Source organism: Macrococcus lamae (assembly GCF_004359545.1).
Classification (GTDB): Bacteria; Bacillota; Bacilli; order Staphylococcales; family Staphylococcaceae; genus Macrococcus; species Macrococcus lamae.
The window spans coordinates 1-25,114 of sequence record NZ_SCWB01000021.1; the positions used below are offsets into that span (position 1 = coordinate 1).

Consider the following 25,114-nt stretch of genomic DNA (forward strand, 5'->3'; position numbering starts at 1 on the left):
TATACGAAAGACAGGTCGAAGACCTGGTCAACTTTTCGAAGTAAATGGTTCTGTGGCACAAGGTCTTCCAGACTGTACATTTCAAGTTGATTTCGTTTTTGTTTTGTAAACTCCTGATCGGACATTCTAATCAATATAATCACCTGCTGAACTTATTTCTTACATTTTAACAAAAAAAGACTGCAGACATCACCTCCTGAGGAGACTTTGTCTACAGTCTGAAACCTGCTGTAATCAGCAGGTTTTAGACATTACTGGACAATGCCAAGTACTTCTCCATTTTGAGTGGATTGATGATTGGGAACGTTTTCAGAACGTTTGTTCGTTTTGTTATTATCTTGTGACGACTGTTTGTCAGCTGTCAAAGCTTGTCCATCTTCATAAATTGCTTTAGATTGAGCCATATATAGTGTACCGAACGTAGTAATCATTAAAAAAAGAGTAGAATAAAGTAAAAATTCCTTAGTAATTCTGATTGTCATATTAATTTACCTCCAGAACATTTGTTTGTATACCTACAATAACAGAACGTTTGTTCCCTGTCAACAAAAATACGAACAAATGTTTGTTCACCCCGAACATGTATGCTATAATAGCTATAGAACAAACACTAAGGAGTGTTCTCATGAAAGAACTAACTAAAAGACAACAAGAAATATATGAATATTTAAAACATATCGTTTCAGCCAAAGGTTATCCGCCAAGTGTACGAGAAATTGGAGAAGCTGTAGGTCTTGCTTCAAGCTCAACTGTACATGGACACTTATCACGACTTGAGGAAAAAGGTTATATTAAACGGGACCCAACTAAACCAAGAGCCATTGAAATAGTTTCCGACAATGTACAGGCAGCATTGCATGAAGAAACAATCCATGTTCCCGTCATTGGTAAAGTAACAGCAGGTCTTCCAATCACTGCTGTAGAAAATGTAGAAGAATATTTCCCACTACCCGCTCATTTTACTTCTAGTCACAACAGTGATATCTTCATTCTGGAAGTTGTCGGTGAAAGTATGATTGAAGCAGGGATTCTTGACAGCGACAAAGTTATCGTCAGACGTCAGGCAATTGCTGAGAATGGTGATATCATCGTAGCGATGACTGAAGAAGATGAAGCGACGGTTAAACGTTTCTATAAAGAAAACAATCGTTACAGACTTCAACCAGAAAATCATTTGATGGATCCGATTTATCTCGATAAAGTCACTGTACTAGGAAAAGTCGTTGGGTTGTTCCGTGAATTTTAACACTACTTCATTGATGAAGTAGTGTTATTTTTTTCAAAATAAATACCGGCTGGTCAGCCGGTACGGGTAAATGTGGAGTTTTATAGGTTATTTTATTAACTGCTTCACTTACGTCCAAGTATTTCTTTGACTTGCTCAAGAATATCTTTTTCTTTTGGTTTCTTTGTTTCCATCGTTCTATCCCCTTAATATCCAAATACAAGTATTAAGTACCCGGATAAAAATTTACTAAACATATTAGCGAGATATTACAATATCGACTCCACGTTACCCTTCTCTATTATTCTACCTTACAATTACTAAGAATTGCAAAATTTTAACAGCAATTTTAATATGTTTTGTTTTGTGTTATATCATTTAATTAAAATACTGATAGATGTTTAATCAGTCGAGTAATTATATGCTGCAAGGGTATAGTTAATTATAAATCATATTCTAAAGGAGAATGAAATATGACGAATGAATACCTATGGGTTAGAAACGAAAGAGAACAATTACTCTCGAAGCTGCAGCACTTAAGCGAATCTGAGTTTAATTATAATTTCGGGTTCAGTCAAGGAAGTATCAAATCAACGTTACTCTCGATTGCTCATGCCTACCAGGAGCAATTTGAACAAACTGATTATCAGAACCTGCACGATTCCAGTTTGAAGGACTATAAGAAACATTTGGATACATTGAATTTTGATGATGTAGTGGAATATTTTAATCGTGTGAACAATGTATTTGCATCCAAAAGTACTAATAACGAAAAAGATCAAAAAAACATTGTCAATGAATTTCGTCATCTTGGTCAAATTGATATTATGCTGCATCTTATTGAAAATTCAGATCATCCGTTGATCAACCGAACTGGCAGACGTGAAAAGGTAACTGAACGCCAGAATATGAGAATTACTAGATTATAATTTTATCCTACTACCTGTTGCTTATTCAGTAGCAGGTGTTTTTGTATGGTTTTTTGATAATTAGCAGTGTCTATAAAATAATCACCATGGCGACAAAAATCCCCGCATCTTATTAAGATACAGGGAATAGAATCAATTATTCAAATTGATAAGTGGAACACTTGATTTAATGACCTGATTAGAGACGATGAGCTGTTTTAGTTCATCCGCAATGTCCAGCTGATTTAAATATTCAAACGGTAGCCAGTAATAAGGTCGGCTGACTTTAAACTCTTCTTTATTTCTTACATTAAAGACGAATGCCGTTTCGTTTGCATCCGTTGTGAAGAACAGTCCTTTATGCTCCACTCGTTCTTCTACTACAAAAAGAATTCCACCGACTTTTACCTCATTATTCAATCGTGCTGCAAAGGCATGTGCACTATCCTGGATAGACTGAGTTCCCTTTTTGACGATGTACGGCAGCTTCATACGTTTATGACCTATATCCTGTACTAATATTTTTTCTTCTGTTGTGATTAAAAGTGATGAAACAACAATTTCTTTTGACATAAAATTCTCCTAATTCTCAGTAATATAATTTTCCGTGTAGAACGGGATATTTTCAGGGTTAAATGCAACACCTATCCCAACTTGTTCAAACTTCTCATTCAAAATATTTTTGCGGTGTCCAAGCGAATTCATTAACCCATGATGCGCTTCTATTGGTGACACTTGACCGTAAGCTAGGTTCTCTCCTGCTACGCTGTAATGAAGTCCATCACGCTGCATTCTGTCAAATGGATCAAGACCTTCAAGATTAGTATGACTGAAATAGCCTTGTTCTGACATATCACGTGAATGGTTGAATGCGGTAATGCTAATTTTATCATGATAACTTAAGGCAGGTAAACCATATTTGACTCTATCCGCATTGATCAAATAATAGTCAAGCGTTTCGAAATCTTTTTTTAATTCATCAGATGGATTGGCATACAATCTTGGTTTCTGGTTTTCCATGGACTGAGTCACGACTTTCATTCCGACAAGTTTGTTATTCTCGTGCTGATCAAAATAGTAAGTATAATAAACACCTTTGTTCAAATAAATAATTGTATGAGGTTCATCCAATTTCAGTCGGTAGTCCTGTCCATTAAATACTTTAAGCGGTTCACCAAGAATATTCTTAACATTTTTCTCGTTCATCCCATATTTAACACCTTTAATAGAATTAAATGGACTTGCAACAATATAAATCCCTTCTACTCGCTGTTTTTCGTAACTAACGAGAATAAAATGGTCAAAATGATGGTGATAAACATACCAGCTATTATTATACTGATTAGTCAATTCATCCTGTGGTTTTCCGAGAAGTTTATCGACTGCAGTTTTAGTCATACCAAGTTTTATATCATTTATATAGCTTTTAGGTACATCATTAGTCGTACTGCTTTTTTCTTTTGTCTGCTGCGAGACAAACTCCCGAACATTGTCTTTAACACTTAAAATCCAGTCGTCAGGCAGTGACATCATGCGAAGTGGAAAGATGAATACCATGATGAGAAGCAGCAAAAATAGTAATAGTATTTTCATAGTGCTCCTTAACAACATTATTTAAGGATTAATTATAGCTTTGTTACGAAGATACTTGCAATTAAAAAACATGACAGCGGCAAACTGTCATGTTTTATCGATTTATCGGTCCATGTCTCCGTTAAAGATAGAGTTTTTAACAACGACATAATCTACTTTACGAATAGATTCTAAATCTCTACCTCCCGCATAAGAGATAGAAGACTGAAGATCCTGCTGCATTTCAACTAAAGTGTCATGCAGACTTCCTTTATGTTCAACAAACATTTTCTTTCCTTCAACATTCTTTTTCTCACCTTTTTGAAACTCAGAAGCACTGCCGAAATATTCCTTATAAAGTTTGCCGTCAAGTTCAACCGTTTCACCAGGTGACTCTTCATGTGCAGCAAACAGAGAGCCGACCATAATCATATCAGCGCCGAACCGAATAGATTTCGCAATGTCACCATGTGTACGAATCCCGCCATCAGCGATGATTGGTTTACGGGCCGCTTTAGCACAAAGTTTAATAGCCGCAAGCTGCCAGCCGCCTGTACCGAAACCTGTCTTAATTTTAGTGATGCAGACTCGTCCTGGTCCGATACCCACTTTAGTAGCGTCAGCACCAGCATTTTCAAGTTCTCTCACTGCTTCAGGCGTTCCGACATTACCTGCAATCAGAAATGTTTCAGGGATATGATGTTTAATATGCTTGATCATATTGATGACTTGATCGGAATGACCATGTGCAATATCAATTGTCATATATTCTGGAATCACATTTTTATCTTTTAATTCTTCTACAAACGAGTATTCATTATCTTTGACACCAACAGAAATTGAAGCAAATAACCCTTTTTCATGCATTTTTTCAATAAACGGGATTCTTGCAGCTTCGTCAAAGCGATGCATGATATAAAAAAAATCATGAGCAGCAAACCATTCTGCTAATTCTTCATTCATGACAGTCTGCATGTTAGCAGGTACTACAGGTATTTTAAACGTTCTAGGTCCAAATTGAATAGAAGTATCACATTCACTCCTACTTTTAACTATACACTTATTGGGGATCAACTGAATATCTTCATAATCAAATACATCAAACATTTATATAACCACCTTTTAAATACGAACTTTTTTTAATCAGAATAAATAAATATTCGTCCAAAGGGTAATTTACAGGTTTTTTCGTCATTTGTAAAGCTAAATATGCGTTTTTTCGAAAATTATATATTTTTTGACTAATTTATAAATTTATCGGCTCTTAATCATTCAATGCTCTGTCCAATGTTTTAATATTTTCCTTCATCAATGTTTGATAAGTTGCTCCATTGTCGTCTTTAGTCAGAACAGACATATTGTGAAATTTAAGTGGTTTGACAAATGTATCTTCTTTAATAATATCAGTTATTTTAGAAGAAATATTCTGTTCATAAATGATGTATGGAGTCTTTGAACTTTTAATATCCTTAATCATATTGACTATTTCATTTTGCGATGGTTCATTATTATTCATTCCTGAAACACCCACTTCTTTGAAATGATATCTATTTGCTAAATATCCTAGAGACTCATGAGAAATGTAAACAGTATCTCTTTTTGGATTTTTAGTGATGTTCATCATCTGCTGATCAATGTCTTTTATATCACTAACTAAAGATTGAAAGTTTCTCTCATAATCCTTTCTATTGACCGGATCTTTAGCAATCAATTCGTTTTTTATTTGTATGGCAAAAGATTCATTTAAAACTGGATCGAGCCATACATGAGGATTTAAAGCAGTTTCATTTTCATTCTCGTGTTCATGCTCTTCTGAGTGTTCATGATGGTGCTCAAGTAAAGAACTATTTTTCATATGACTTGCCAAAGTCAGCATTTTATTATCGTCTTTAATTACTTTAGCTATCTTAGCGGCAACCGGATCAAGCTCATCACTGGAATAGATAAACAAGTCGGCATTTGCTACTGCCATAGTATCTTTTTGAGTCGGTTCATAAGTATGAATATCTGCACCACTTGGATAAATACTTGTTACATTAACATGTGTGCCTCCAATTTGTTCAATAAATGATTTAAAAGGAAATACCGTTGTGTAGACATGCAATTTATCATCTGTCCTACTATTTTTATCGGCACATCCGGCTAAAGTTAATATCAGTATAAATAGTAAAACAATCAAACGTTTCATTTGTTCAACTCCCAATCGTAATCGTTACGATATGAATTCTATAACTTATAAAATATAAAATCAAGCAGTTTTTACGCGGTAATCATTAAAAAAATAAAAAAACCAGCCGCATGTGCGACTGGTTCCAATGATTAAGCATTTAAATCGACAGTTGTCATATCGATATTAAGAGCAGTAGCAATTCCTTGACCATATGCCGGGTCTGCTTTGTAGCAGTTTCTTATATGACGGTGTTTCACTTCTTCTGTTACTCCCTGCATTTCATTTGCAGTATTGATGAACAGACGTTGCTGCTCTTCTGGCGATAATAAATTAAAGAGTTTACCTGGCTGTTCATAATAATTAGTATCATCTTCTCGGAAATCATGTTCATAAACATTGCCGCTAAGCGGTAATGCCGGTTTTTTATACTGTGGCTGATCCTGATTATGACCGTAGCTGTTAGGATAATAATTAGTATGTGAACCCAAATTACCATCAACACGCATCTGTCCATCGCGAGAGAACGGACAAATATTGGCCACTGCTTTCGGGTAATTTACTGGAATCTGCCAGTGATTGACACCAAGACGATAACGCTGCGTATCCCCATATGAGAATAAACGTCCCTGCAGCATTTTATCTGGAGAGAAATCCAGACCTGGAATGATATTAGTCGGTGCAAAGGCAGCTTGTTCAACTTCTGCAAAGTAATTCTCGGGATTGCGGTTGAGTTCAAACTCGCCTACAGGGATTAATGGATATTCATCTTTAAACCACACTTTAGTCAGATCGAAAGGATTATCTTTGTGATTTCTTGCCTGCTCTTCAGTCATCACTTGAATAAACATTTTCCATTTAGGGAAGTTACCTTCTTCAATTGCATTGAACAAGTCACGCTGACTGGATTCACGATCAGTGGCAATGATAGTGTTTGCCTCCTGACTGGTCAAGTTTTCAATACCTTGCTCAGTTCGGAAATGGAACTTCACCCATACACGCTCACCCTGCGCATTATACATGCTGTAAGTATGAGAACCGAAGCCATGCATATGACGGAAGCCATTCGGGATACCTCGGTCACTCATTACAATCGTCACTTGATGCAGTGCTTCCGGCAGACTGGTCCAGAAGTCCCAGTTAGACTGAGGATTATGCATATTAGTCTTTGGATCACGTTTAACCACGTGATTCAAACTTGCAAATAGTTTTGGGTCTCTGAAGAAGAATACTGGCGTATTATTACCTACTAAATCCCAGTTGCCTTCTTCTGTATAGAATTTAAGCGCAAAGCCGCGGATATCGCGCTCGGCATCAGCTGCTCCTCGCTCTCCTGCAACAGTGGAAAAACGGGCAAACATTTCTGTCTGTTTATCAATTTTAGAAAAAATCTTTGCTGATGTATATTGCGTAATGTCATGAGTCACAGTAAAAGTACCGAACGCCCCGGATCCTTTCGCATGCATCCGACGTTCAGGAATGACTTCACGGTCAAAATGAGCCATCTGTTCGATGAAGAAAATATCCTGCATGACGACTGGTCCTCTCGGACCAGCAGTCATTGTATTTTCACGATCACCGACTGGTGCACCGAATAATCCAGTTAAATGCTGGTTGTTATTTTCAGTCATATATTATACCTCCGTAATATTGAATTAATTATTATTAAATCTTGTTTATAATCATTATTATATCATATTCATTATAAACAAGTAACGACCTTAACTTACTATTTTCAATATTCGACTTACTTTAATGCTTTAAAGGTTTTAAGCGTTAAAACTTTTTCTTGATTAATCTTATCTTCTCGCCTACAATTAAATACACTAATATAAAAAGGTCAGGTGAACTTATGGAAAACAACCAGATGGACAGAGATTTAAAGACAAGACACATATCGATGATTGCAATCGGCGGATCACTCGGTACCGGTTTATTTATGGCCAGTGGTGCGGTTATCAGTCAGGCAGGACCTGGCGGTGCAATTGCTGCTTATGCATTGATCGGTATCATGGTCTACTTCCTCATGACAGCGCTCGGAGAACTAGCAACATTTTATCCGGTTTCTGGCTCATTCAGCGCCTATGCAAGACGCTTCGTTGATCCTGCTGCAGGATTTATGGTCGGCTGGTTGTACTGGGTCATATGGTCTCTTGTTGCAAGCGTTGATATCATTACTGCAGCTAAAGTTCTTTCTTACTGGGAATTATTCAGCGGTATTAATTCATTTGTATGGTGTCTGATATTTTTAGCATTATTATTTTTACTTAATGCGTTCTCGGTTAAATCTTTCGGAGAAGCAGAATACTGGTTTTCTTTTATAAAAGTGGGAACAATCATTATTTTTCTAATTATGGGTGTATTAATGATTTTCGGCATTATCGGAAACCAGGGAGCTGTCGGTCTCAAGAACTTCACTGTAGGAGATGCTCCGTTTGTCAATGGATTTCTTGGATTGCTCGGCGTATTAGTAGTTGCAGGATTTTCATTCGGAGGAACAGAAGTTGTTGCTGTTACTGCAGGTGAATCTGAAAATCCTAAAGAATCAATGCCTAAAGCTATCAAGCAGGTTTTCTGGAGAATTTTACTGTTTTATATTGGTTCTATTTTTGTTATAGCCTCATTGATTCCTTATACTGATTCAAGATTACTGAATGAAAACTCCGATGTAGCGATGAGTCCATTTACCATCATCTTTGATAATCTCGGGATTTTGTTTGCAGCATCTATTATGAATACGGTCATATTAACAGCTGTGTTATCAGCCGGAAATTCAGGGCTTTACGCAACGAGTCGGTTACTCTATTCACTGAGTAATGAAGGACAGGCACCGAAGTTTCTCGGCAAACTAAATAAGCGCAATATGCCTTTCAATGCACTGCTTGTTACTACAGCCCTAATTATATTAAGCATCATTTATGCACATGTTAATATGGGAGGCTACGGTAAACTCCTTAATATGCTTGGCACATTAGTTCTACTTGTATGGGGAATGAGTGTACTCAGTCACTACAGGTTACGTCGTGCCATTAAAGTGCAGCATCGAGATGAAGACGCTCTGTTGTCATATAAAGCACCATTCTTTCCGTTCGGGGTCGTTATTGTCGGAGCAACAATTATTTTCCTGCTGATTGGACAGTCATTTGCAGATATCACTTCACTTAATTGGCCAAAGCTGTTCAATTCATTTATACCGATCTTAATTGCAGTAGCGACTTATTTTGGTTATAAAGTCATTAAGAAAACAAAGATTATTCCACTGAAAGATATCGATTTATCCAAACATGAGCTTTAAATTCACTGAATAATACAAGAGATTTGCATTCGCAAATCTCTTTTTTTATGTATAATGAAGATAATCAAGTGGTTATAAGGAGGCAGATTAATGGCTGCAGGACAGTTTAATATCTTTGATGATGTACTTAAAACAGATGAAAAGTTTGTGATTGTAGTACAAGGTGTATACAATAAAAACGGTAACCTTATCAAAAAAATATTGCGTGAATATCCTAGTCTGGATCAGCAGGCTATGCAGCGATTATTTATCCATCTGAAAGAAGTTTATATGGAAGAACAGTTCGATACAGACATGGTGTTCTACGACATCACTGTATACACAAATGAAGATTATGCTGCCGATAATGTCTACGCTCATACAAAAAGACATCGCCATCCAGGAGATCAGTGGACAGCGACAAGCAAATAATCATATTTTTATCTTTAAACAGGTCATGTGGATTCACATGACCTGTTTAAATTTTAGTGGCTTCTTTTTCAGTAATCAATTCTACGATTTTATTGTTTTCATCCATCACTGCTACTTTCGGTGAGTGAAGATAAGCTTCTTCATTCGTCAGCTGGACATAGTTCATGATGATGACAATGTCGTCTACCTGCACCACTCTTGCTGCAGCTCCGTTCAGGCAGATAACACCGGAGCCCCGTTCCCCTGAGATGACATACGTCTCAATTCTTGCTCCGTTATTGTTGTTGACAATAGCAACTTTTTCATTTGGCAGAATGTCAACAGCATCCAGTATATCTTGATCAATGGTGATGCTGCCAACATAATTTAGATTAGCTTCTGTCACTCTTGCCCGGTGAATCTTTCCATGCATCATTGTTCTTATCATTTTGTTGCTCCTATAATCATATTATCTATTAACCGGGCCTTCGAAAATTTAACGGCCAGTGAAATGAAACACTGTCCCTTTAGAATATCTACTTTAGTCAGTTCAGGATATCGGTAAATTGCTGCTTCTTCTACTATTCCTGACGAATAGGAAGAGATAAAGCGAGTGATTTCTTCTTCAATAACAGCTGTATTTTTCTCTCCGCCATCAATCAGTTCTTTCGCAAGCAGCAGACTGTTATACAGTGCTACAGCCTCAAGACGTTCTGATTCTGTTAAATAAACATTTCTGGAACTTTTTGCGAGACCGTCTTTTTCCCGTACAATATCAATCCCTTTGATTTCTATGTCATGATTGAAATCCTGGACCATCGCTTCAATAATGGCCAGCTGCTGTGCATCTTTTCTACCGAAATAAGCTCTAGTCGGTTTAACAATGTTGAATAATTTATTGACCACAGTTACGACGCCATCGAAATGACCGGGACGATTAGCTCCTTCAAGCACTTCAGCCAGCTTGCCGACTGTTAATTTGATATCCTGCTTCGGATACATTGCCACTGCTGCCGGATAAAATAGGTAATCTACACCTATTTGACTGATCATTACTTCATCTTTATCGATATCGCGAGGATATGCATCGTAATCTTCACCAGGTCCAAACTGAAGCGGGTTGACAAAAATACTGACGACTGTCAGATCATTATTTAGTTTTGCTTCCTGTATAAGAGCTAAATGTCCTTCATGTAAAGCACCCATAGTAGGCACAAATCCAATAGTCTGACCTGACTGTAAGTATTGATTGACGATAGACGTCATGTCTGAAATTTCTGTTATTCGTTTAGTCATTTTCAACCTCATCCATAATCTTCGTCTTATAAATAAATTCTTCAGTGGGAAACAGACCTTCTTTAACTTCATGGTTATAGTGACTAAGTGCTGTAACCCCATTTGAAAAATCCCCATACTGCTTTACAAACTTCGGTTTACGATCAGTTGCGTAATTCAGTACATCGTGGTAGACCAGTACCTGCCCATCTGTATCACGTCCTGCGCCGATACCAATGACAGGGATTGATAGCAATCTCGAAATATGAGACGCCAGATCGCTTGGCACCGCTTCAAGTACCAGCATAACAGCTCCCGCTTCCTCCACGGCTTTAGAGTCTGTGATTAACTGCAGCGCAGCGTCTTTTGTTTTAGCCTGAACCGCATAACCGGTAATCCCTGCACTTTGCGGAGTTAAACCAAGGTGAGCGACGACAGGTACGCCGATTTTAGTGCAGTTATATATAAATGTTGTTAAATGACCACCTTCTGCTTTGACTGCTTGTGCACCAGACTCACGATAAAGTCTGACCGCATTACAAATGTCTCTGTCATCACTGATACCGACACTGCCAAACGGCATATCGATAATTGTAAATGTATCAGGAGCACCACGACGAACGGCCTTTGTATGATGAATCATGTCCTCCATCGTGACATAGACCGTGCTGTCGTAACCGAGTACAGTCATTCCCAGGCTGTCACCTACTAATATCATATCAATACCAGCTGCTTCGACCTGTTTAGCACTCGGATAATCATAAGCAGTCATCATAGTCAGTTTTATTTGATTATGTTTCATCTGCTGCAGGTCTTTTAAAATCAACATGTTACCACTTCCTTGTTTATCAATGAATACATTATAATAGACACAATGAAATGTGTATATAAATAAATTTTAAGGAGGTTACTATGACTTATGCCGTTATCGGACCAGGAGCTGTCGGAACTGTCATCGCCTATGAAATCAGCAAAGTAGCTGAAGTTACATTATTCGGACGACAGGAACAACAGATCATACTAAGCAGTAATACTATAGATCACAAAGTCAATGTCTCTTCACTCGTGTTAAATGATCAAACATTTGATGTCATCTTTGTCGCGGTGAAAGTAACTAAATTAGCGGCTATCATCTCATCCTTGAAGCAAATGTGTCATGAAGAAACCACAATTATTCTCTGTCAGAACGGCATGGGCCAGCTCGACATGTTGACTGATTTCAATGCTGTTCAGGCAGTCGTCTATATTAGCGGGCAGAAGACCGACCAGCATGTCAAACACTTCCAGGATAAAACACTTATTGTCCCGAATGATGAAACGATGCAGCGCATCAGCTCAGAACTCTCAGTTACTGAGCTTCAGCTCATTCCATCAGACGATTTTGCTCAGAAGCTCTGGTTCAAACTTCTAGTTAATCTCGGTATTAATACAGTGACTTCACTCACAAAAAATACAGTTCACATTCTCGAACTTCCAGAAATGAATAAATTCATTGAACAACTGATACAAGAAGGTATTGAAATTGCTCGAGCAGAAGGACAATCATTCGATGAGCGGACTACACGGGAAATCATGAATATTTATAAAACTTATCCTAAAGACATGGGAACAAGTATGTACTATGATACAGTCGCTGGTGTTCCACTGGAGTATCACTATATCCAGGGAGAATTAAAAAGATTAGCAGGGCTCCATAATATTCATACGCCTCTACTAGATATCTGCTGTATATTACTTGAAGGTTATCAATATAAAAGAGAATGATTAAAATAAAACAAGAAGCAGCCGGGGCTACTTCTTGTTTAAAATATACTCTTCAAGTACGTCTGCAATTCCATCATTATTATGATCTTTAGCAATGATATCTGCAGCATTCTTAATCGTATCATTGGCATTACCCATCGCTACTCCTAGACCAGCGTATTCAATCATGTCCTTATCATTATTACTATCCCCAAAAGCTATGATTGATTCACGCGCTATACCAAGATTCTTAACGAGTTCGTGCAGGGCGCGACCTTTAGATACATCTTCAGCCATAAATTCAAGAAAGAAAGGTTTGGAAGTAGTTACATGAATATCCTGCCCATAATTGCCACCCAGCTCTTTATTAGCTTTGCTGATCTGTTCTTCGTAATCAATACCCATCAGTTTTGGAACACTATGCTGCACAAAATCCTTTAATGAAGCTACCTGCTGCATCGGTAGACCTGTTAGTTCATGTTCTACATTCATATATGGATGCTCGCCTTCATAGACAATCGTTTCATCGACATATGTCAATACGAAGAAACCTTTTGACTTACAGTAGTCATAACACATATCAAACTGTTCTTTAGACAATGACGTTTCTTTTACCATTTTAAAGTCAGCCATTTCAAAGATGCGGGCACCGTTGTAACTCAAAATATGCGAACGATTTTTATCTAACTCCAGCTGTTTTGCAGTAATAACCATCCCGTCAGTTGGCCGTCCGGATGCCAGAACAACTTTGACACCATGCTTTTGAATTTCAATCAGTGCGTCTTTCGTTCGTTCTGACATCATATTATCTGAAGTCATCAGCGTATCGTCCATATCAAGTACTACGAGTTTGTAATCCATATTTTCACTCCGTTGTCATTTATTTATTCCATTACATTACAGATGGCACCTATATTATCGGGTTTGACTTGTCTGATTTCATAGTCCGAAAACTCGTGCTGCAGCCATGCTTTTATATTTGATTCACCAGGCTTTGTCATGATAAATAAAGTCGGACCCGCTCCGCTTAAAAAAACATATCCTCTATTGCCAAGCAGCTCCCTTAACTTGTCATAATCTTTAATGAGATGTTTTCTGAATGGTTCATGAAATACGTCCTGCATCATCATCTGACCTGCAAGGTCGTAATTCTTCTGACTTAGTGAAGCAACAAGAACATTGCTTATTGCACTTGCTTTCACTGAATCTTCAAAATTAAATCTTTGAGGCAGTGCATCTCGTGCATCCGCAGTCTTCAACTCATAATTAGGAATGACGACAAACATTGGCCAGTCAATAACAGGGAGCGGCTGATAATAACAGCTTTCTCCTCTATGAAATCCAGCTACAAGGCCACCGATCAATGACGGAACCACATTGTCGGGATGGCCTTCCTCTGCTGTCAGCAGCTGGATGAGTTCATCAGTCGTCAAATTCAGTTCACGCACAACATTAACTATCAACAGACTTGCAATAAGGGCTGAACCTGAACTCCCTAGACCACGTGCTAGAGGAATATCCGAGGTCATCGTAACTTTCAGACAAAATGGTTCCACATTCAATTGACGACAGAAATGATTGACCATTCTTGCTATATAATGCGTCTCATCGACCGGCAAGTCGCTCAGTATCTCAGACTTATGACTAAAGACCCAGCTCTCACTTATTGATGCTTCAATCTCCAGATAACTGTCAATCGCCATTCCAATTGAATCAAACCCTGGACCAAGATTTGAAGTGGACGCAGGTACTTTAACCTTTATTTTCATAACTTGTCCTCAATATACTGAATAATTGTTTCCTCGTCGTTTTTCAGTACTGCGGGAGATTCTACCACTCTATCGATTGCTGTCTGGGGATCTTTAAGACCGTTTCCTGTCAGAATAGCGACGACTGTGCTGTTTTCTTCCAGTCTTCCTTCTTGATGCAGCTTGATGAGTCCAGCAATAGCTGCATTACTTGCAGGTTCAGCAAACAGTCCTTCTTTAGTCGTCATCAGCTGATATGCATACAGAATTTCTTCATCTGTGACACTTTCGATTAAACCACCGGATTCATCACGTGCATTGAGTGCCAGCTGCCAGCTTGCAGGATTTCCAATACGGATCGCTGTCGCAATAGTTTCCGGCTGCTCAACAATAGCATTATTGACAATCGGTGCTGCGCCTTCTGCCTGGAAACCAAATATTTTTGGCAGAGCAGAACCTCTTGCCTGATTAAATTCCTTGAATCCTTTCCAGTAGGCAGAAATGTTGCCAGCATTGCCGACTGGAATTGATAAGACATCAGGTGCTTTACCAAGCTGATCAATAATTTCAAAAGCACCAGTCTTCTGTCCTTCCAGACGGTATGGGTTTACTGAGTTCACAAGTGCTATTTTATCGCTCTTCTCCGCTACTTTACGGACGATATTAAGCGCCTCATCAAAATTGCCTTCAATAGAGACAATCTCTGCTCCATAGATCATTGCCTGAGCCAGTTTTCCCATCGCAATCTTACCTTCTGGAATCACAACAATCGTCTTCATACCTGCACGTGCGGCATAAGCAGCAGCCGATGCTGACGTATTGCCCGTAGATGCACAAATAACGATTTCTTTTCCTTCCTCTTTCGCTTTTGCGACTGCCATGACCATTCCTCTATCTTTAAATGAACCAGTAGGATTTAATCCTTCAAACTTCGCAAACAGCTCAATGTTCAACAACCGGGACAAATGCGGAAGATGAATCAGCGGTGTATTCCCTTCGTTCAACGTCAGTCTTGGAGTATGTTCTGTTACCGGTAGAAACTCTTCGTAAGCATTGATTAAGCCAGTCCATCTCATATTATATACCTTCTATCTCATATATTTTTATGTTATCAAGAGAATTTACTTTATACTCTACATCTGGTGATAAATCTAATAGTTCAATAGCGGTCATACCTTGTTCCGTGACTCCTCTGCCATTAAAAACATCAGACAAAGCAGCATCTCCAATGATCAGTATATGCTTCTTACGTAGAAGTTCCTTGCTTTCTATTTCAAAATGCGGCGGTAAAGTATGTAGCTTCGTATCGATATATCTGATGACATGGAGTAAATCACTCACCACGGCACTCCCCGTAGCGAGACTTCCCGCTCCTTTACCGTAATACATCGTATCCCCGACTGCACTACCGTCTATATAAATCGCATTATACTCATAGTTGACATGTGATAATTGGTGACTCAGCGGAAGACAAGTCGGCTTGACTGACGCTTCTATCCGGTCATGATCCAAATACGCTTGTCCTATTAATTTGATAGAATAGCCGAGTTTCGCTGCTAGTCTCATATCCAGGCTGGAAACTTCTCTTATTCCTTGTACGACACAATCCTCAAGCGTTATATACTTATTAAAAGCAAGAAAGCTTGTGATGACAACTTTTCGCTGAGCATCAATACCATCGACATCTGCTGTTGGATCAGCTTCAGCATATCCAAGCTCTGTCGCTATAGCCAGTGCCTCGTCGAAAGACAGTCCATCAATTGACATTTTACTAAGAATAAAGTTAGATGTACCATTGAATATTCCCATGAAGTGCTTGATTCCATTCGCATTTAACCCATTATTGATAGCATTAACTATAGGAATACCACCAGCCACACTTGCTTCGTATTTCAGTGAGATTTCCTTATTACCAGCAAGAGTTTCAAGTTCTTCAAGATGAACTGCGAGCATATCTTTATTTGCTGTAATGACATGGACACCATTTGTCATCAGGTGTTTTAAATACCCATAGGTTTGATCGATACCACCCATCACTTCAACTACAATATCCAATGTTTCATCATTTAAAATATCGTTAATGTCATCTGTCAGATGATAGAGCTCTGTATTTATCGCTCTGTCTTTTTTTATATTTTTGACATAAATGTGCTTGATTGAAATCAAAGCATCCATCGTTTTCTCAAGTTGAGCTTTATTCTCCTCAAGAATGTTCACTACACCTGTTCCAACAGTTCCTAAGCCGAGCAATGCGATATTAATCTTTTTCATGGGTACACTTCCTTATGATGTATATTCTAAAAATACATATGTCCTCTTGAAACGGAAACATAATTATAGTATAACTTAAGGATACCAGAAGTAAAGAAAAGAAAAAGGTGGTTTCACATGAAAATTGCAAAGTTTGGCGGCTCATCTGTAGCAGATGCTTCACAGATTAAAAAAGTGCTGAAAATATTTAATGAGGATAATGAGCGCCTAGTCATGGTTGTATCTGCACCTGGAAAACGCTTTGATGGTGACATTAAAGTAACTGATATGTTAATTGACCTTTACCACCTAGTTATTTCAAATCATCCCTCTAAAGAAATTGATGAGCAGATAAACAGAATTCTCGAACGATTCCAATTAATAGAAGAAGAACTACAGTTTCAGCATTCGCTACTCTCTCACTTCAAAGAGAAACTGAAATTTCACATTGCAGAAATAACAGAACCGGCACGTCTACTTGATGCACTTAAATCATCAGGTGAAGACTTCAATGCTGAACTGATCGCTGCTTACAATACAGAACAAGGAATAGAAACTCTTTATATGAATCCTGATGACATTGGTCTGTACGTGACTGATGAGCCGGGTAACGCAATGGTGCGGGAGGAAAGTTTCGAAGCTATCAAAAATAGATTACCGAGAGATAGAAAAGTCATTATTCCGGGATTTTTCGGCGTTTCTGAATCAAATCAAATCGTGACATTTTCGCGTGGCGGTTCTGATTTGACAGGAGCTATTGTTGCTCGCGCACTGGATGCTGATCTCTATGAAAATTATACAGATGTCAGCGGTATTTTCAGTGCTAATCCCATGATTATTCCTAATCCGGCCCAAATCGAAGAACTGACTTATGATGAAATGCGGGAATTGTCCTATGCGGGTTTTAATGTCTTTCATGATGAAGCAATCGCACCGTTATATTCAAAGGGTATACCCGTCGTTATAAAAAATACGAACAGACCTGATGATTCGGGAACGTTCATAGTACCAAACCGAAAAGCAGAAGGAGTCGTCGGTGTAAGCTGTGATAAAGGATTTGTCAGCATTAATATGAAAAAATACTTGATGAACCGTGAGATCGGCTTTACCCGGAAACTACTTTCAATTCTTGAAGCATTGGGAATTTCATACGAACATATACCATCAGGAATCGATAATGTCAGTATTATTTTAAGAGAACATCAGTTAATTGATAAAGAAGGACTATTGATTGAGCAGATTGAGAAAACATTAAATGTCGATCAACTTTCAATTGAAAAGAATCTTGCTATTCTGATGATTGTCGGTGAAGGCATGAAGACTGCCGTCGGAACAGCCAATAAGGCAACTCAGGCATTTCGTGACCATAATATTAACTTGAAGATGATCAATCAAGGTTCGTCTGAAATTTCAATGATGTTTGGAATCGAAGAAAAAGATGCGACCAATGCACTTAAAGCAGTATATAATGCTTACTTCTAAAAAACACGCCGAAGTTCGGCGTGTTTAAATTTTTATCGGCTGATTATGCAGCCATTCTATTTTTAGTTTATCTAAGTCAAAATTCGCAAGTTTCTCACGTTTCAAATAACCCTCATTATAAAAATCAAGAAAAATATCAGTACCGAACAACTGATGATGAACGTGATAAATTTCTTTTTCTGATGCTTTTCTACTGATAAGACTAAGAAAACTTGCTTTTTTCTCATCCGACCAGTTCTTTATATGATGAACATGGAATATAATAATCGGTTCATCAGACGGCAAATCATCAAGCACTTGCTCAAGCAGCATAAGTTCATCTCCTTCAAGCAAATTTACAGGGTGCTCAAGGTATATATTACGCGCCTTGAGCAAGTTTTTACGACGTTTGATTTCTTCAGGATAAAGCAAGCTAAGCATCCAGTGAAAATCATCATCATTTTCAAGATGAATGACGGATTCTGAGATTCCATATTTCATATGGGGATGCTCTAGTGGTTTTAGAAGTGAATGATTATAACCTTTCAGCTTCACTTTAATATTAATATCATCAACTTCACCGACAGTTACGGATTTATTGAATGTATACTTATACCAATCATAATTTAGCAGCAAGCCAGCCTTAGAACCAATCTCAATCACATTGAATCGATCACAACCCGCTTCTTTGACGATTCTATTAAAAATAGGAACTAAAACAGCAGAACGTTCTACAATATTTTTCTTCAAGTCTCCATTATTTGTCATAAAAACGATAGAATCGATATGTTCTATAATAAACGACTTAAACACTTCATAACCATGATCATCAAAAGTCTTAACCTCTTCACTGAAATTCGCATAATAATCACGTAGCTCGCTATCATGACTATATAATGTGCATAGCACACTACTCATAAAAAGTGGTAAAGACTGAGAAGTGATTAATAATGGTGTGAGAATCACTTTTAATTCTTTATCATCAGCCATTCGCTTTGCAATATGGCTATATAAAGGACTTCTCTCCTGTACAGCTGAACTATAGGACAGCATTAAATTTCTATATTTTAAAGACATTTTGATCGCTCCTGGACATTTCACAGTCATTTCTTATCGAGACGATTACTATACTATATAATTATTAAAAGATGCAGCTTGTTACATAAGTTTAATATTCAGTATTGGCAGATAACACTTCTAACATGCTTTTTCCGTAGTCACCTAAGTCTTCAAAGAACAGTTCAGCAGCCATTTCCATAGAAGGCATCATTTCTTCAATTAAAGATAACCCAATTGCTGTAATATAAACATTTTTAGCACGAGTATCAGACCGTGACTCTACACGACGCACAAGACGTCGTGCCTCTAAGTTTCTAATAATCGTTGATAAAGTCATTACATCGATACCAGTACAGGCACTTAAGTCAGCCTGTGTGATTCTTTTATTTTCCGCTTGTACTTCAGCCAGAACATTTAAAACTCTAAACTGAGGGTATGTCACATCATAAGCCTTTAAAAATTGACGAGCAGATTGCTGCCAAGATTGATGCACCTTTAGTAGTTCATTCGTTGCATTTAAAAATTGATTCACTAACACTTCTCCTTAATTATATAATTACTTATATTATAAAGACTTATTAATATTAATGAAAGTACTATATTATCAAATAATTATCGATAATTAAATAAAGAGATTAACAGTGTTTACTTAGTAACTCTCTTTTAATAAAATGTTCTTTTCTATCCTTCTACAGCATTTTCTAATATAGTAAATGTTTTCGCGTCAGCATTAATTTCAGCCTGTACACCATAAGGCATAATAAACTTTGGTTCATTATGTCCGAAGCTTGCATTGTATAATATTGGTGTATGTTCACAGCCACATTCTTTCATAATCATCTGGTATACTTCCTTGTACTCCTCGTAATAAACACCATTCTGTGGTCTTCCTACAATGATGCCGTTAATTTTATTCATGATACCCATCACTGCAAAAGCTCTTAAATAAGATTCCAGTGTAATAGTCGGAATGTATTCTTCAGAAGTTTCAAGGAATAATATCGCACCGTCAAAATGATGCAGCTCTGGAAATAGTGATGTCCCTCTTAGATCTGACAATGACTCTAAACAACCACCGATCAGATGTCCTTGTACTTTTCCATGACCGTTGATTAGTTCGTAACCGTCATTAGGAAGCAGATTACGTGCTGTGAATTGATTGTCCTTCGACCACTTAAGCCCTACTTCTCGGACTGTTTCTGATGTTTTTATTTCTCCTATCACATCACTTGAAAACCATGTGTTCTTAATACTTTCAATCGTATAGTCATCCATCTCAATATTCTCCGCAAAATCCGTAAGCAATGCCGGACCGTAACTCGATGAAACACCATTTAAATAAAACATTAAATGACCGACAGTACTATCGGAATAGCCTGTAAATATTTTCGGATTAGCTTTAATCGCCTTGAAATCAACAAAAGGCATCGTCCTGATAGAATCATTACCGCCGATAGCGCAGATGATTCCTTTAACTTCTGGATCTTTCAGTGCAGCGTTCAAATCCTCTGCCCGTTTCTCAGGATGCTCATAAATATAGTCAATCCCCTTTAAGGCATGAGGCATTACTTTTACTTTCAAGCCAAAAACATCTTCAAGCCGTTTAATTCCCTGTTCAGTTCTCCATATAAAATCGTCTTCTCCTGCCATTCCGCTTGATAATGAAACAAGCGCGACCGTATCGCCTGGTTGTAGTTTTTGAGGTTTAATCATTATGTATACTCCTCTATATCTTAATTTTATGTAATAAAAATTTTTTAATACCTGCTAAGGAAAAGTCATCTCCCCACATCACATAATGACCTCCGTTGACTGGCACTGCTGTTAAATTTGAAATTTCGGTTTTTAATTTTTTTATCGCTTTCTGAGTTCGTTGTTCCTCTTTTTCATTGATTCCACTAAAAGTTCCATATAGAAGCAGTGTCTCAACCTTTAACTTATTAATTAATTTCGGCTGATTGATATTATAAAAAGTAAATAATAAGTTTAATCCTTCGACTGTCATTTCTGCATTACTTTTAAGAGCGGTTTTTACATATTCAGTCTCCCTTATTTTCATCCTATTACAGAATGCTTTGATTTCCTCATCCTTCACTTCTATAGTCGGAGATGCAAAAAGTGGAAGTAATTTTTTTAATATAGGTTCTCTCGCTAATTTAACTCCTAAGTTTAAAAAAGGTATAACTAAAGCAAACTTTCCAAACTCTGCAAAAGGGATTTTAGGAAAAGCTTTGTGACCTTGATCAAGTAAAATTAAGTGATCCACTCTATCAGGATAGTGATATGCAAATATCAATGCTAGTGAACCACCTAAAGAATGACCAATTAAATTCACTTTATAAATCTGAGAATCATCTAAATATGTTTTAATCCAGTCTGCTATATCTATTGTTCTTATTTTACCTGTAATACCATGACTTTCTCCATAACCTGGTAAATCTATCAAATGGGTCTGAAAATCGTTTTTTAAGTAATCAGCTATAATTCGTCCTTCATTCCCCCTTAATCCACCTGCTGGCAAAAAATGATTGGGTCACCTTCACCTATTATCTCAACCGAATATCTCATTAGTTCCCCCTTTTATTATCAGAATATTTCATTTTCTAATAATATTACAGCAAATAAGCTCTTTTTTAAATAGTTATAACATATAATTAAATGGATATTTTTTAGATGTCAAGGGTTGATTTAGTATGTGTATTCATCTTCTAAATGACTTTTGTGATATATGGCCATTCCTGTTTTCAACATTTTAAATCCACTTTTTTTGTAAAATTTCTCATTTCCGCTCGTTGAAATTAAATGGATGCATGACAAAGAACTAAATTCATCCAATAATATTTTCAGCATTTCTGCAGCAACACCTTTGTTTTGATTGTCTGAATGCACCACAACATCATAGATAGCTGCGTTATAAACACCATCTGATAATGCTCTTGTGACCGCTACAACTTTTTCGTCTTTTATCACAATTATTACATGACTGCTTGCATTAAATATCTTTATGACATTCTCATTATCATGACTAGTCCACCCTACAGATCGATAGACATCTACAATCCCTGACGTATATTTCTGAGTAAATTTTCTAATGTACTGATACATATTATCCTCCTAAAAATTTGTGCTACTAACTTTTGGAAAGTCCATCTGATTTTCTAAATATAAATGCTATACTAGTATTATATTCCATTACTGGAGGGATTTCATGAGTTCTTTCATGACAGCTGCACTACTCATTGGTATAGGTCTTGCGGCAATTATTTATTTATCAATCGATTCAAAAGTTCGTTTCCAGAACAAGCTGCGACTTTCCTGGTCAAATCACAAACGGTTTTTTGGTAATCCGTATTATCAAGTGGATTATAATTATTATTTTCAGCATTTAGTCGACAATCATACAGACCATTTCTTCGTTGATGATATTACTTGGAACGATCTTAATTTGAGTTTAGTCATGGACAATATGAACTATACGTTCACCTCTGCTGGTGACGAGGCGCTCTATGCGTCATTGAGAAATATTATTTCACAATTGCCTGACGAACAGCTGATGGCGCGTATTGAAAATGATTCTTCTTATCGTGAGAAGTTAGCGCATATACTTGCGACACTTGGTAAAAGCTATAACTCAGACAGTTCAAAATATTTTATGGCGTCTTATTTATTTCCAAAATATGAACCGAAATACCTGCTGCTGACATTTGCTCCTATGCTCGGTATACTGCTCATGTTCTATAATGTAATTGCAGGAATCATATTGTTTTTGTTATTCAACAGCATCAATTCCTATTTCTCGAACATGAACAAACGTAAAGTTGAGAATGAGTATACAGATTTCTTCTATGCGATCAGCATTGTCAATACAGCAAGAAAAATCCACCGTCTTAATGACGAAGCGATTGATACTAAAGGACTGACCAGCTTAAGAGTATTAAGTCCATTTCTGATTACAGAAGATTCCAGCAAAGAGAACTGGTTGTTCAATATCATAAATACGTTCAAATCGATGTTCTTTGTTGACTACCACCTTTACTATTATTTATTACGTTCTTTCAAGAAAAATGCTGATGCTTATTCTTCTTACTGGCATTTTGTCGCACGTCATGACGTCAGCTATTCGACAGCACTTTGGCGAAGAACTCTGCCCTATTATTCTTCCCCTGTACCAGTGACAGGTGAAGAATTAACAGCTGAAGAACTCTACCATCCGCTAGTAGAAAATGCTGTCCCAAACGATATACAAATAGAGCGGGACATATTACTCACAGGTTCCAATGCGTCAGGAAAATCAACATTCTTAAAGACACTCGCCGTGAATATTATTCTAGCGAACAGCTTGAATATCACAACGAGTAAGGTGTTTCGTTATAAGCCGGGTATTCTCTTATCTTCAATGAATCTGGCGGATAGTATTACTAAAGGCGATAGTTACTTCGTCAGTGAGGTAAAAGCATTGAAACGAATGGTTGACGCGGCAGAACACTATGACAAAGTTTACTGTTTCTTCGATGAACTGTTCAAAGGAACGAACACGATAGACCGTATATCTTCAGGAGAATCTATTCTTCATTACTTCAGTAAACATAACAATGTGACAGTCATGGCAGCGACTCATGACCGGGAACTGACAACTCTTCTTAAAGATCGCTATGATTTTTATTACTTCAAGGAAAGTATTTTGGAGGATCATGATATTACATTTGATTATAAAATAAGACGAGGTGTGTCAAATACGTCAAATGCAATCGAATTATTGAACATCTATCAGTTTCCAGACATTGTTTATGATAGAGCACTCCATAATAGAACACGTCTTTATCGTAAATAAAACACCTTCCATTACATGGCTCTGTAATGGAAGGTGTTTACTTTACTGATTTAAATATGCTCGGATAAGCGGAAGAATCTGATTGAGCAACTGCTCATTAGACATACCTCCAGCCTGTTCACCCCAGAATGTTATAGCAGATCCTGCGATGTTGTCTGACTCTACTTTCTTGTACGGATCACCGTTATAGCAGAATGAATTGACTTCATAATTATTTTTAATGTATTCGCTTTGTTCATTTATGGCATCAGCATTGTGTTTACTATCAGGTAGAAATGCTAATGTGTAAAAGTTATAGTTATAGACTGAATAACCCTGAACACTAAAATCAGTGACAGCGAGTCCGTTTTCAGGTTGCTGCCAGTATAGAATTTCAATATCACGGTGCAGTAGTTGTATACCGTCATAATTCACACTATCGTTCCATATTACAGGCGTATATCCTTTTGAAACTGTATAATTTGCTACTGTATTGATAAACTGGATATATTCTTTCTGATAATTCCCACTGCCTGGTACTTCATCTCCGCCGATAACAATCTTCTGCTGAAACTTCGGTTGATAGAATAGTTCAGTAATTTCTTCTATCATATTTCTTACAGCAAGTAATGCGGATTCATTGTTAAAGAAGTCTACTAAAGAATTATCAAAATCAGAACATATCGTTATTTCTGGATGAAGCTCGTGAAATCGATTCATCCAGTATTTAGAATGTCCGGGAACATCAAAGTCTGGTATCACTTGAACGTTTATGGAATTCGCATATGTGATTAATTCATTTAATTCTGCTGCTGTTAAATAATCAGTGTTCGGTACATTTAATGCTTGTTCTAAATAATCAGATGTTATTCGGTAACCTTCATTATCTGAAAAGTGTAGCTGTATAAAATCACCCGATCCAGCAGCAATTTCATCAATGATTTTTTTAAGAATGTCAACTGAGTAATAGCGTCTAGCACAATCGATCATGACGCCTTGCTGCAGTTTATAAGAATGGTCAGGCATAATTTCACTCCTTCTCTAGGCAATCACTATACCCTGTTATTGATTTCTTAAATAATATCACTAGTGTTGCATAAATAAATACAGAATTTTCTGAACTTTTATTTTCTACGAAAATTTAAAAATTGAAAACACCTAAACAGAGGTAGCGATCATCCATTTTTTTACTGATGTAATTACGTAATAAC

General features: G+C 37.2%; 26 protein-coding genes. 7 read left to right on the forward strand and 19 right to left on the reverse strand.

All coding sequences use genetic code 11. From position 1 onward, the window contains the following. Positions 1-251 precede the first annotated feature (251 nt). On the reverse strand, positions 252-482 hold the full coding sequence (locus tag ERX29_RS10110) for a hypothetical protein (protein ID WP_133444554.1): 231 nt from the start codon (positions 480-482) through the stop codon (positions 252-254). Between the two features lie 143 nt (positions 483-625). Here ERX29_RS10110 and lexA point away from each other — a divergent pair, with 143 nt between their 5' ends. Both lexA and ERX29_RS10120 read left to right on the forward strand, forming a co-directional pair. Continuing rightward, positions 626-1,246 carry a transcriptional repressor LexA gene (gene lexA / locus ERX29_RS10115; protein ID WP_133444555.1) on the forward strand — a complete coding sequence of 207 codons (621 nt, stop codon included), beginning with the start codon at positions 626-628 and terminating at the stop codon, positions 1,244-1,246. A 452-nt stretch (positions 1,247-1,698) separates the two neighbouring features. Then, positions 1,699-2,154, forward strand: coding sequence for a hypothetical protein (locus ERX29_RS10120; protein WP_133444556.1), 456 nt, complete (start codon positions 1,699-1,701; stop codon positions 2,152-2,154). Between the two features lie 132 nt (positions 2,155-2,286). Here ERX29_RS10120 and ERX29_RS10125 read toward each other — a convergent pair whose 3' ends face one another. The 5 genes from ERX29_RS10125 to ERX29_RS10145 all read right to left on the reverse strand — a co-directional run bounded on the left by ERX29_RS10125 (position 2,287) and on the right by ERX29_RS10145 (position 7,503). Continuing rightward, entirely contained in the window at positions 2,287-2,706 is a 420-nt protein-coding gene (locus tag ERX29_RS10125; protein WP_133444557.1) for a hypothetical protein, read from the reverse strand. A 9-nt stretch (positions 2,707-2,715) separates the two neighbouring features. Beyond that, positions 2,716-3,726 (reverse strand): CAP domain-containing protein, encoded by a 1,011-nt coding sequence (locus ERX29_RS10130; RefSeq protein WP_165981133.1) that lies wholly within the window; start codon positions 3,724-3,726, stop codon positions 2,716-2,718. A 102-nt stretch (positions 3,727-3,828) separates the two neighbouring features. After that, on the reverse strand, positions 3,829-4,812 hold the full coding sequence (guaC, locus tag ERX29_RS10135) for a GMP reductase (RefSeq protein WP_133444559.1): 984 nt from the start codon (positions 4,810-4,812) through the stop codon (positions 3,829-3,831). A gap of 157 nt (positions 4,813-4,969) precedes the next feature. After that, positions 4,970-5,893, reverse strand: coding sequence for a metal ABC transporter solute-binding protein, Zn/Mn family (locus ERX29_RS10140; protein ID WP_133444560.1), 924 nt, complete (start codon positions 5,891-5,893; stop codon positions 4,970-4,972). 131 nt (positions 5,894-6,024) lie between these two features. Continuing rightward, on the reverse strand, positions 6,025-7,503 hold the full coding sequence (locus tag ERX29_RS10145) for a catalase (RefSeq protein ID WP_133444561.1): 1,479 nt from the start codon (positions 7,501-7,503) through the stop codon (positions 6,025-6,027). A 221-nt stretch (positions 7,504-7,724) separates the two neighbouring features. On the opposite strand from ERX29_RS10145, the gene ERX29_RS10150 reads away from it, so the two are divergent. Then, positions 7,725-9,167: an amino acid permease gene (locus ERX29_RS10150; RefSeq protein ID WP_133444562.1), complete on the forward strand. Its 1,443-nt coding sequence runs from the start codon at positions 7,725-7,727 to the stop codon at positions 9,165-9,167. Between the two features lie 90 nt (positions 9,168-9,257). Next, on the forward strand, positions 9,258-9,578 hold the full coding sequence (locus ERX29_RS10155) for a hypothetical protein (protein ID WP_133444563.1): 321 nt from the start codon (positions 9,258-9,260) through the stop codon (positions 9,576-9,578). 46 nt (positions 9,579-9,624) lie between these two features. On the opposite strand, the gene panD is transcribed toward ERX29_RS10155, so the two are convergent. From panD to panB, 3 genes are read right to left on the reverse strand one after another with little or no spacing between them, the layout of a single operon-like run. Further along, a complete protein-coding gene (gene panD / locus ERX29_RS10160; protein WP_133444564.1) occupies positions 9,625-10,005 on the reverse strand; it encodes an aspartate 1-decarboxylase in 381 nt (126 codons plus the stop codon). Beyond that, positions 10,002-10,853, reverse strand: coding sequence for a pantoate--beta-alanine ligase (gene panC, locus ERX29_RS10165; RefSeq protein WP_133444565.1), 852 nt, complete (start codon positions 10,851-10,853; stop codon positions 10,002-10,004). The genes panD and panC overlap by 4 nt, the downstream gene beginning before the upstream one ends. Beyond that, on the reverse strand, positions 10,846-11,661 hold the full coding sequence (panB, locus tag ERX29_RS10170) for a 3-methyl-2-oxobutanoate hydroxymethyltransferase (protein WP_133444566.1): 816 nt from the start codon (positions 11,659-11,661) through the stop codon (positions 10,846-10,848). The genes panC and panB overlap by 8 nt, the downstream gene beginning before the upstream one ends. An 83-nt stretch (positions 11,662-11,744) precedes the next feature. On the opposite strand from panB, the gene ERX29_RS10175 reads away from it, so the two are divergent. Then, positions 11,745-12,596 carry an oxidoreductase gene (locus tag ERX29_RS10175; RefSeq protein WP_133444567.1) on the forward strand — a complete coding sequence of 284 codons (852 nt, stop codon included), beginning with the start codon at positions 11,745-11,747 and terminating at the stop codon, positions 12,594-12,596. A gap of 27 nt (positions 12,597-12,623) precedes the next feature. Here ERX29_RS10175 and ERX29_RS10180 read toward each other — a convergent pair whose 3' ends face one another. From ERX29_RS10180 to ERX29_RS10195, 4 genes are read right to left on the reverse strand one after another with little or no spacing between them, the layout of a single operon-like run. Further along, complete coding sequence (locus tag ERX29_RS10180; protein WP_133444568.1) at positions 12,624-13,436, reverse strand: Cof-type HAD-IIB family hydrolase; 813 nt, start codon at positions 13,434-13,436, stop codon at positions 12,624-12,626. A 23-nt stretch (positions 13,437-13,459) separates the two neighbouring features. Then, entirely contained in the window at positions 13,460-14,344 is an 885-nt protein-coding gene (gene thrB / locus ERX29_RS10185) for a homoserine kinase (protein ID WP_133444569.1), read from the reverse strand. Continuing rightward, positions 14,341-15,399, reverse strand: a complete 1,059-nt coding sequence (gene thrC / locus ERX29_RS10190; protein ID WP_133444570.1) for a threonine synthase — start codon at positions 15,397-15,399, stop codon at positions 14,341-14,343. The genes thrB and thrC overlap by 4 nt, the downstream gene beginning before the upstream one ends. A 1-nt stretch (position 15,400) precedes the next feature. Then, a complete protein-coding gene (locus ERX29_RS10195) occupies positions 15,401-16,594 on the reverse strand; it encodes a homoserine dehydrogenase (RefSeq protein ID WP_133444571.1) in 1,194 nt (397 codons plus the stop codon). 117 nt (positions 16,595-16,711) lie between these two features. On the opposite strand from ERX29_RS10195, the gene ERX29_RS10200 reads away from it, so the two are divergent. Next, entirely contained in the window at positions 16,712-18,055 is a 1,344-nt protein-coding gene (locus ERX29_RS10200; RefSeq protein ID WP_133444572.1) for an aspartate kinase, read from the forward strand. A 24-nt stretch (positions 18,056-18,079) separates the two neighbouring features. Here ERX29_RS10200 and ERX29_RS10205 read toward each other — a convergent pair whose 3' ends face one another. The 5 genes from ERX29_RS10205 to ERX29_RS10225 form a co-directional block, all read right to left on the reverse strand. Continuing rightward, entirely contained in the window at positions 18,080-19,111 is a 1,032-nt protein-coding gene (locus tag ERX29_RS10205; RefSeq protein ID WP_165981134.1) for a DUF2332 family protein, read from the reverse strand. 91 nt (positions 19,112-19,202) lie between these two features. Next, positions 19,203-19,625, reverse strand: coding sequence for a MarR family winged helix-turn-helix transcriptional regulator (locus tag ERX29_RS10210; RefSeq protein WP_165981135.1), 423 nt, complete (start codon positions 19,623-19,625; stop codon positions 19,203-19,205). A 149-nt stretch (positions 19,626-19,774) separates the two neighbouring features. Next, positions 19,775-20,806: a S66 family peptidase gene (locus ERX29_RS10215; protein ID WP_133444575.1), complete on the reverse strand. Its 1,032-nt coding sequence runs from the start codon at positions 20,804-20,806 to the stop codon at positions 19,775-19,777. A 13-nt stretch (positions 20,807-20,819) separates the two neighbouring features. Continuing rightward, entirely contained in the window at positions 20,820-21,614 is a 795-nt protein-coding gene (locus ERX29_RS10220) for an alpha/beta hydrolase (RefSeq protein ID WP_243720041.1), read from the reverse strand. Positions 21,615-21,781: 167 nt separating this feature from the next. Next, positions 21,782-22,198: a GNAT family N-acetyltransferase gene (locus ERX29_RS10225; RefSeq protein ID WP_133444576.1), complete on the reverse strand. Its 417-nt coding sequence runs from the start codon at positions 22,196-22,198 to the stop codon at positions 21,782-21,784. A gap of 103 nt (positions 22,199-22,301) precedes the next feature. Between ERX29_RS10225 and ERX29_RS10230 the strand changes: the two genes are divergently transcribed. Beyond that, a complete protein-coding gene (locus tag ERX29_RS10230) occupies positions 22,302-23,924 on the forward strand; it encodes a MutS-related protein (protein ID WP_133444577.1) in 1,623 nt (540 codons plus the stop codon). 42 nt (positions 23,925-23,966) lie between these two features. Here ERX29_RS10230 and ERX29_RS10235 read toward each other — a convergent pair whose 3' ends face one another. Further along, positions 23,967-24,929, reverse strand: coding sequence for a family 20 glycosylhydrolase (locus ERX29_RS10235; protein ID WP_133444578.1), 963 nt, complete (start codon positions 24,927-24,929; stop codon positions 23,967-23,969). Between the last annotated feature and the right edge of the window lie 185 nt (positions 24,930-25,114).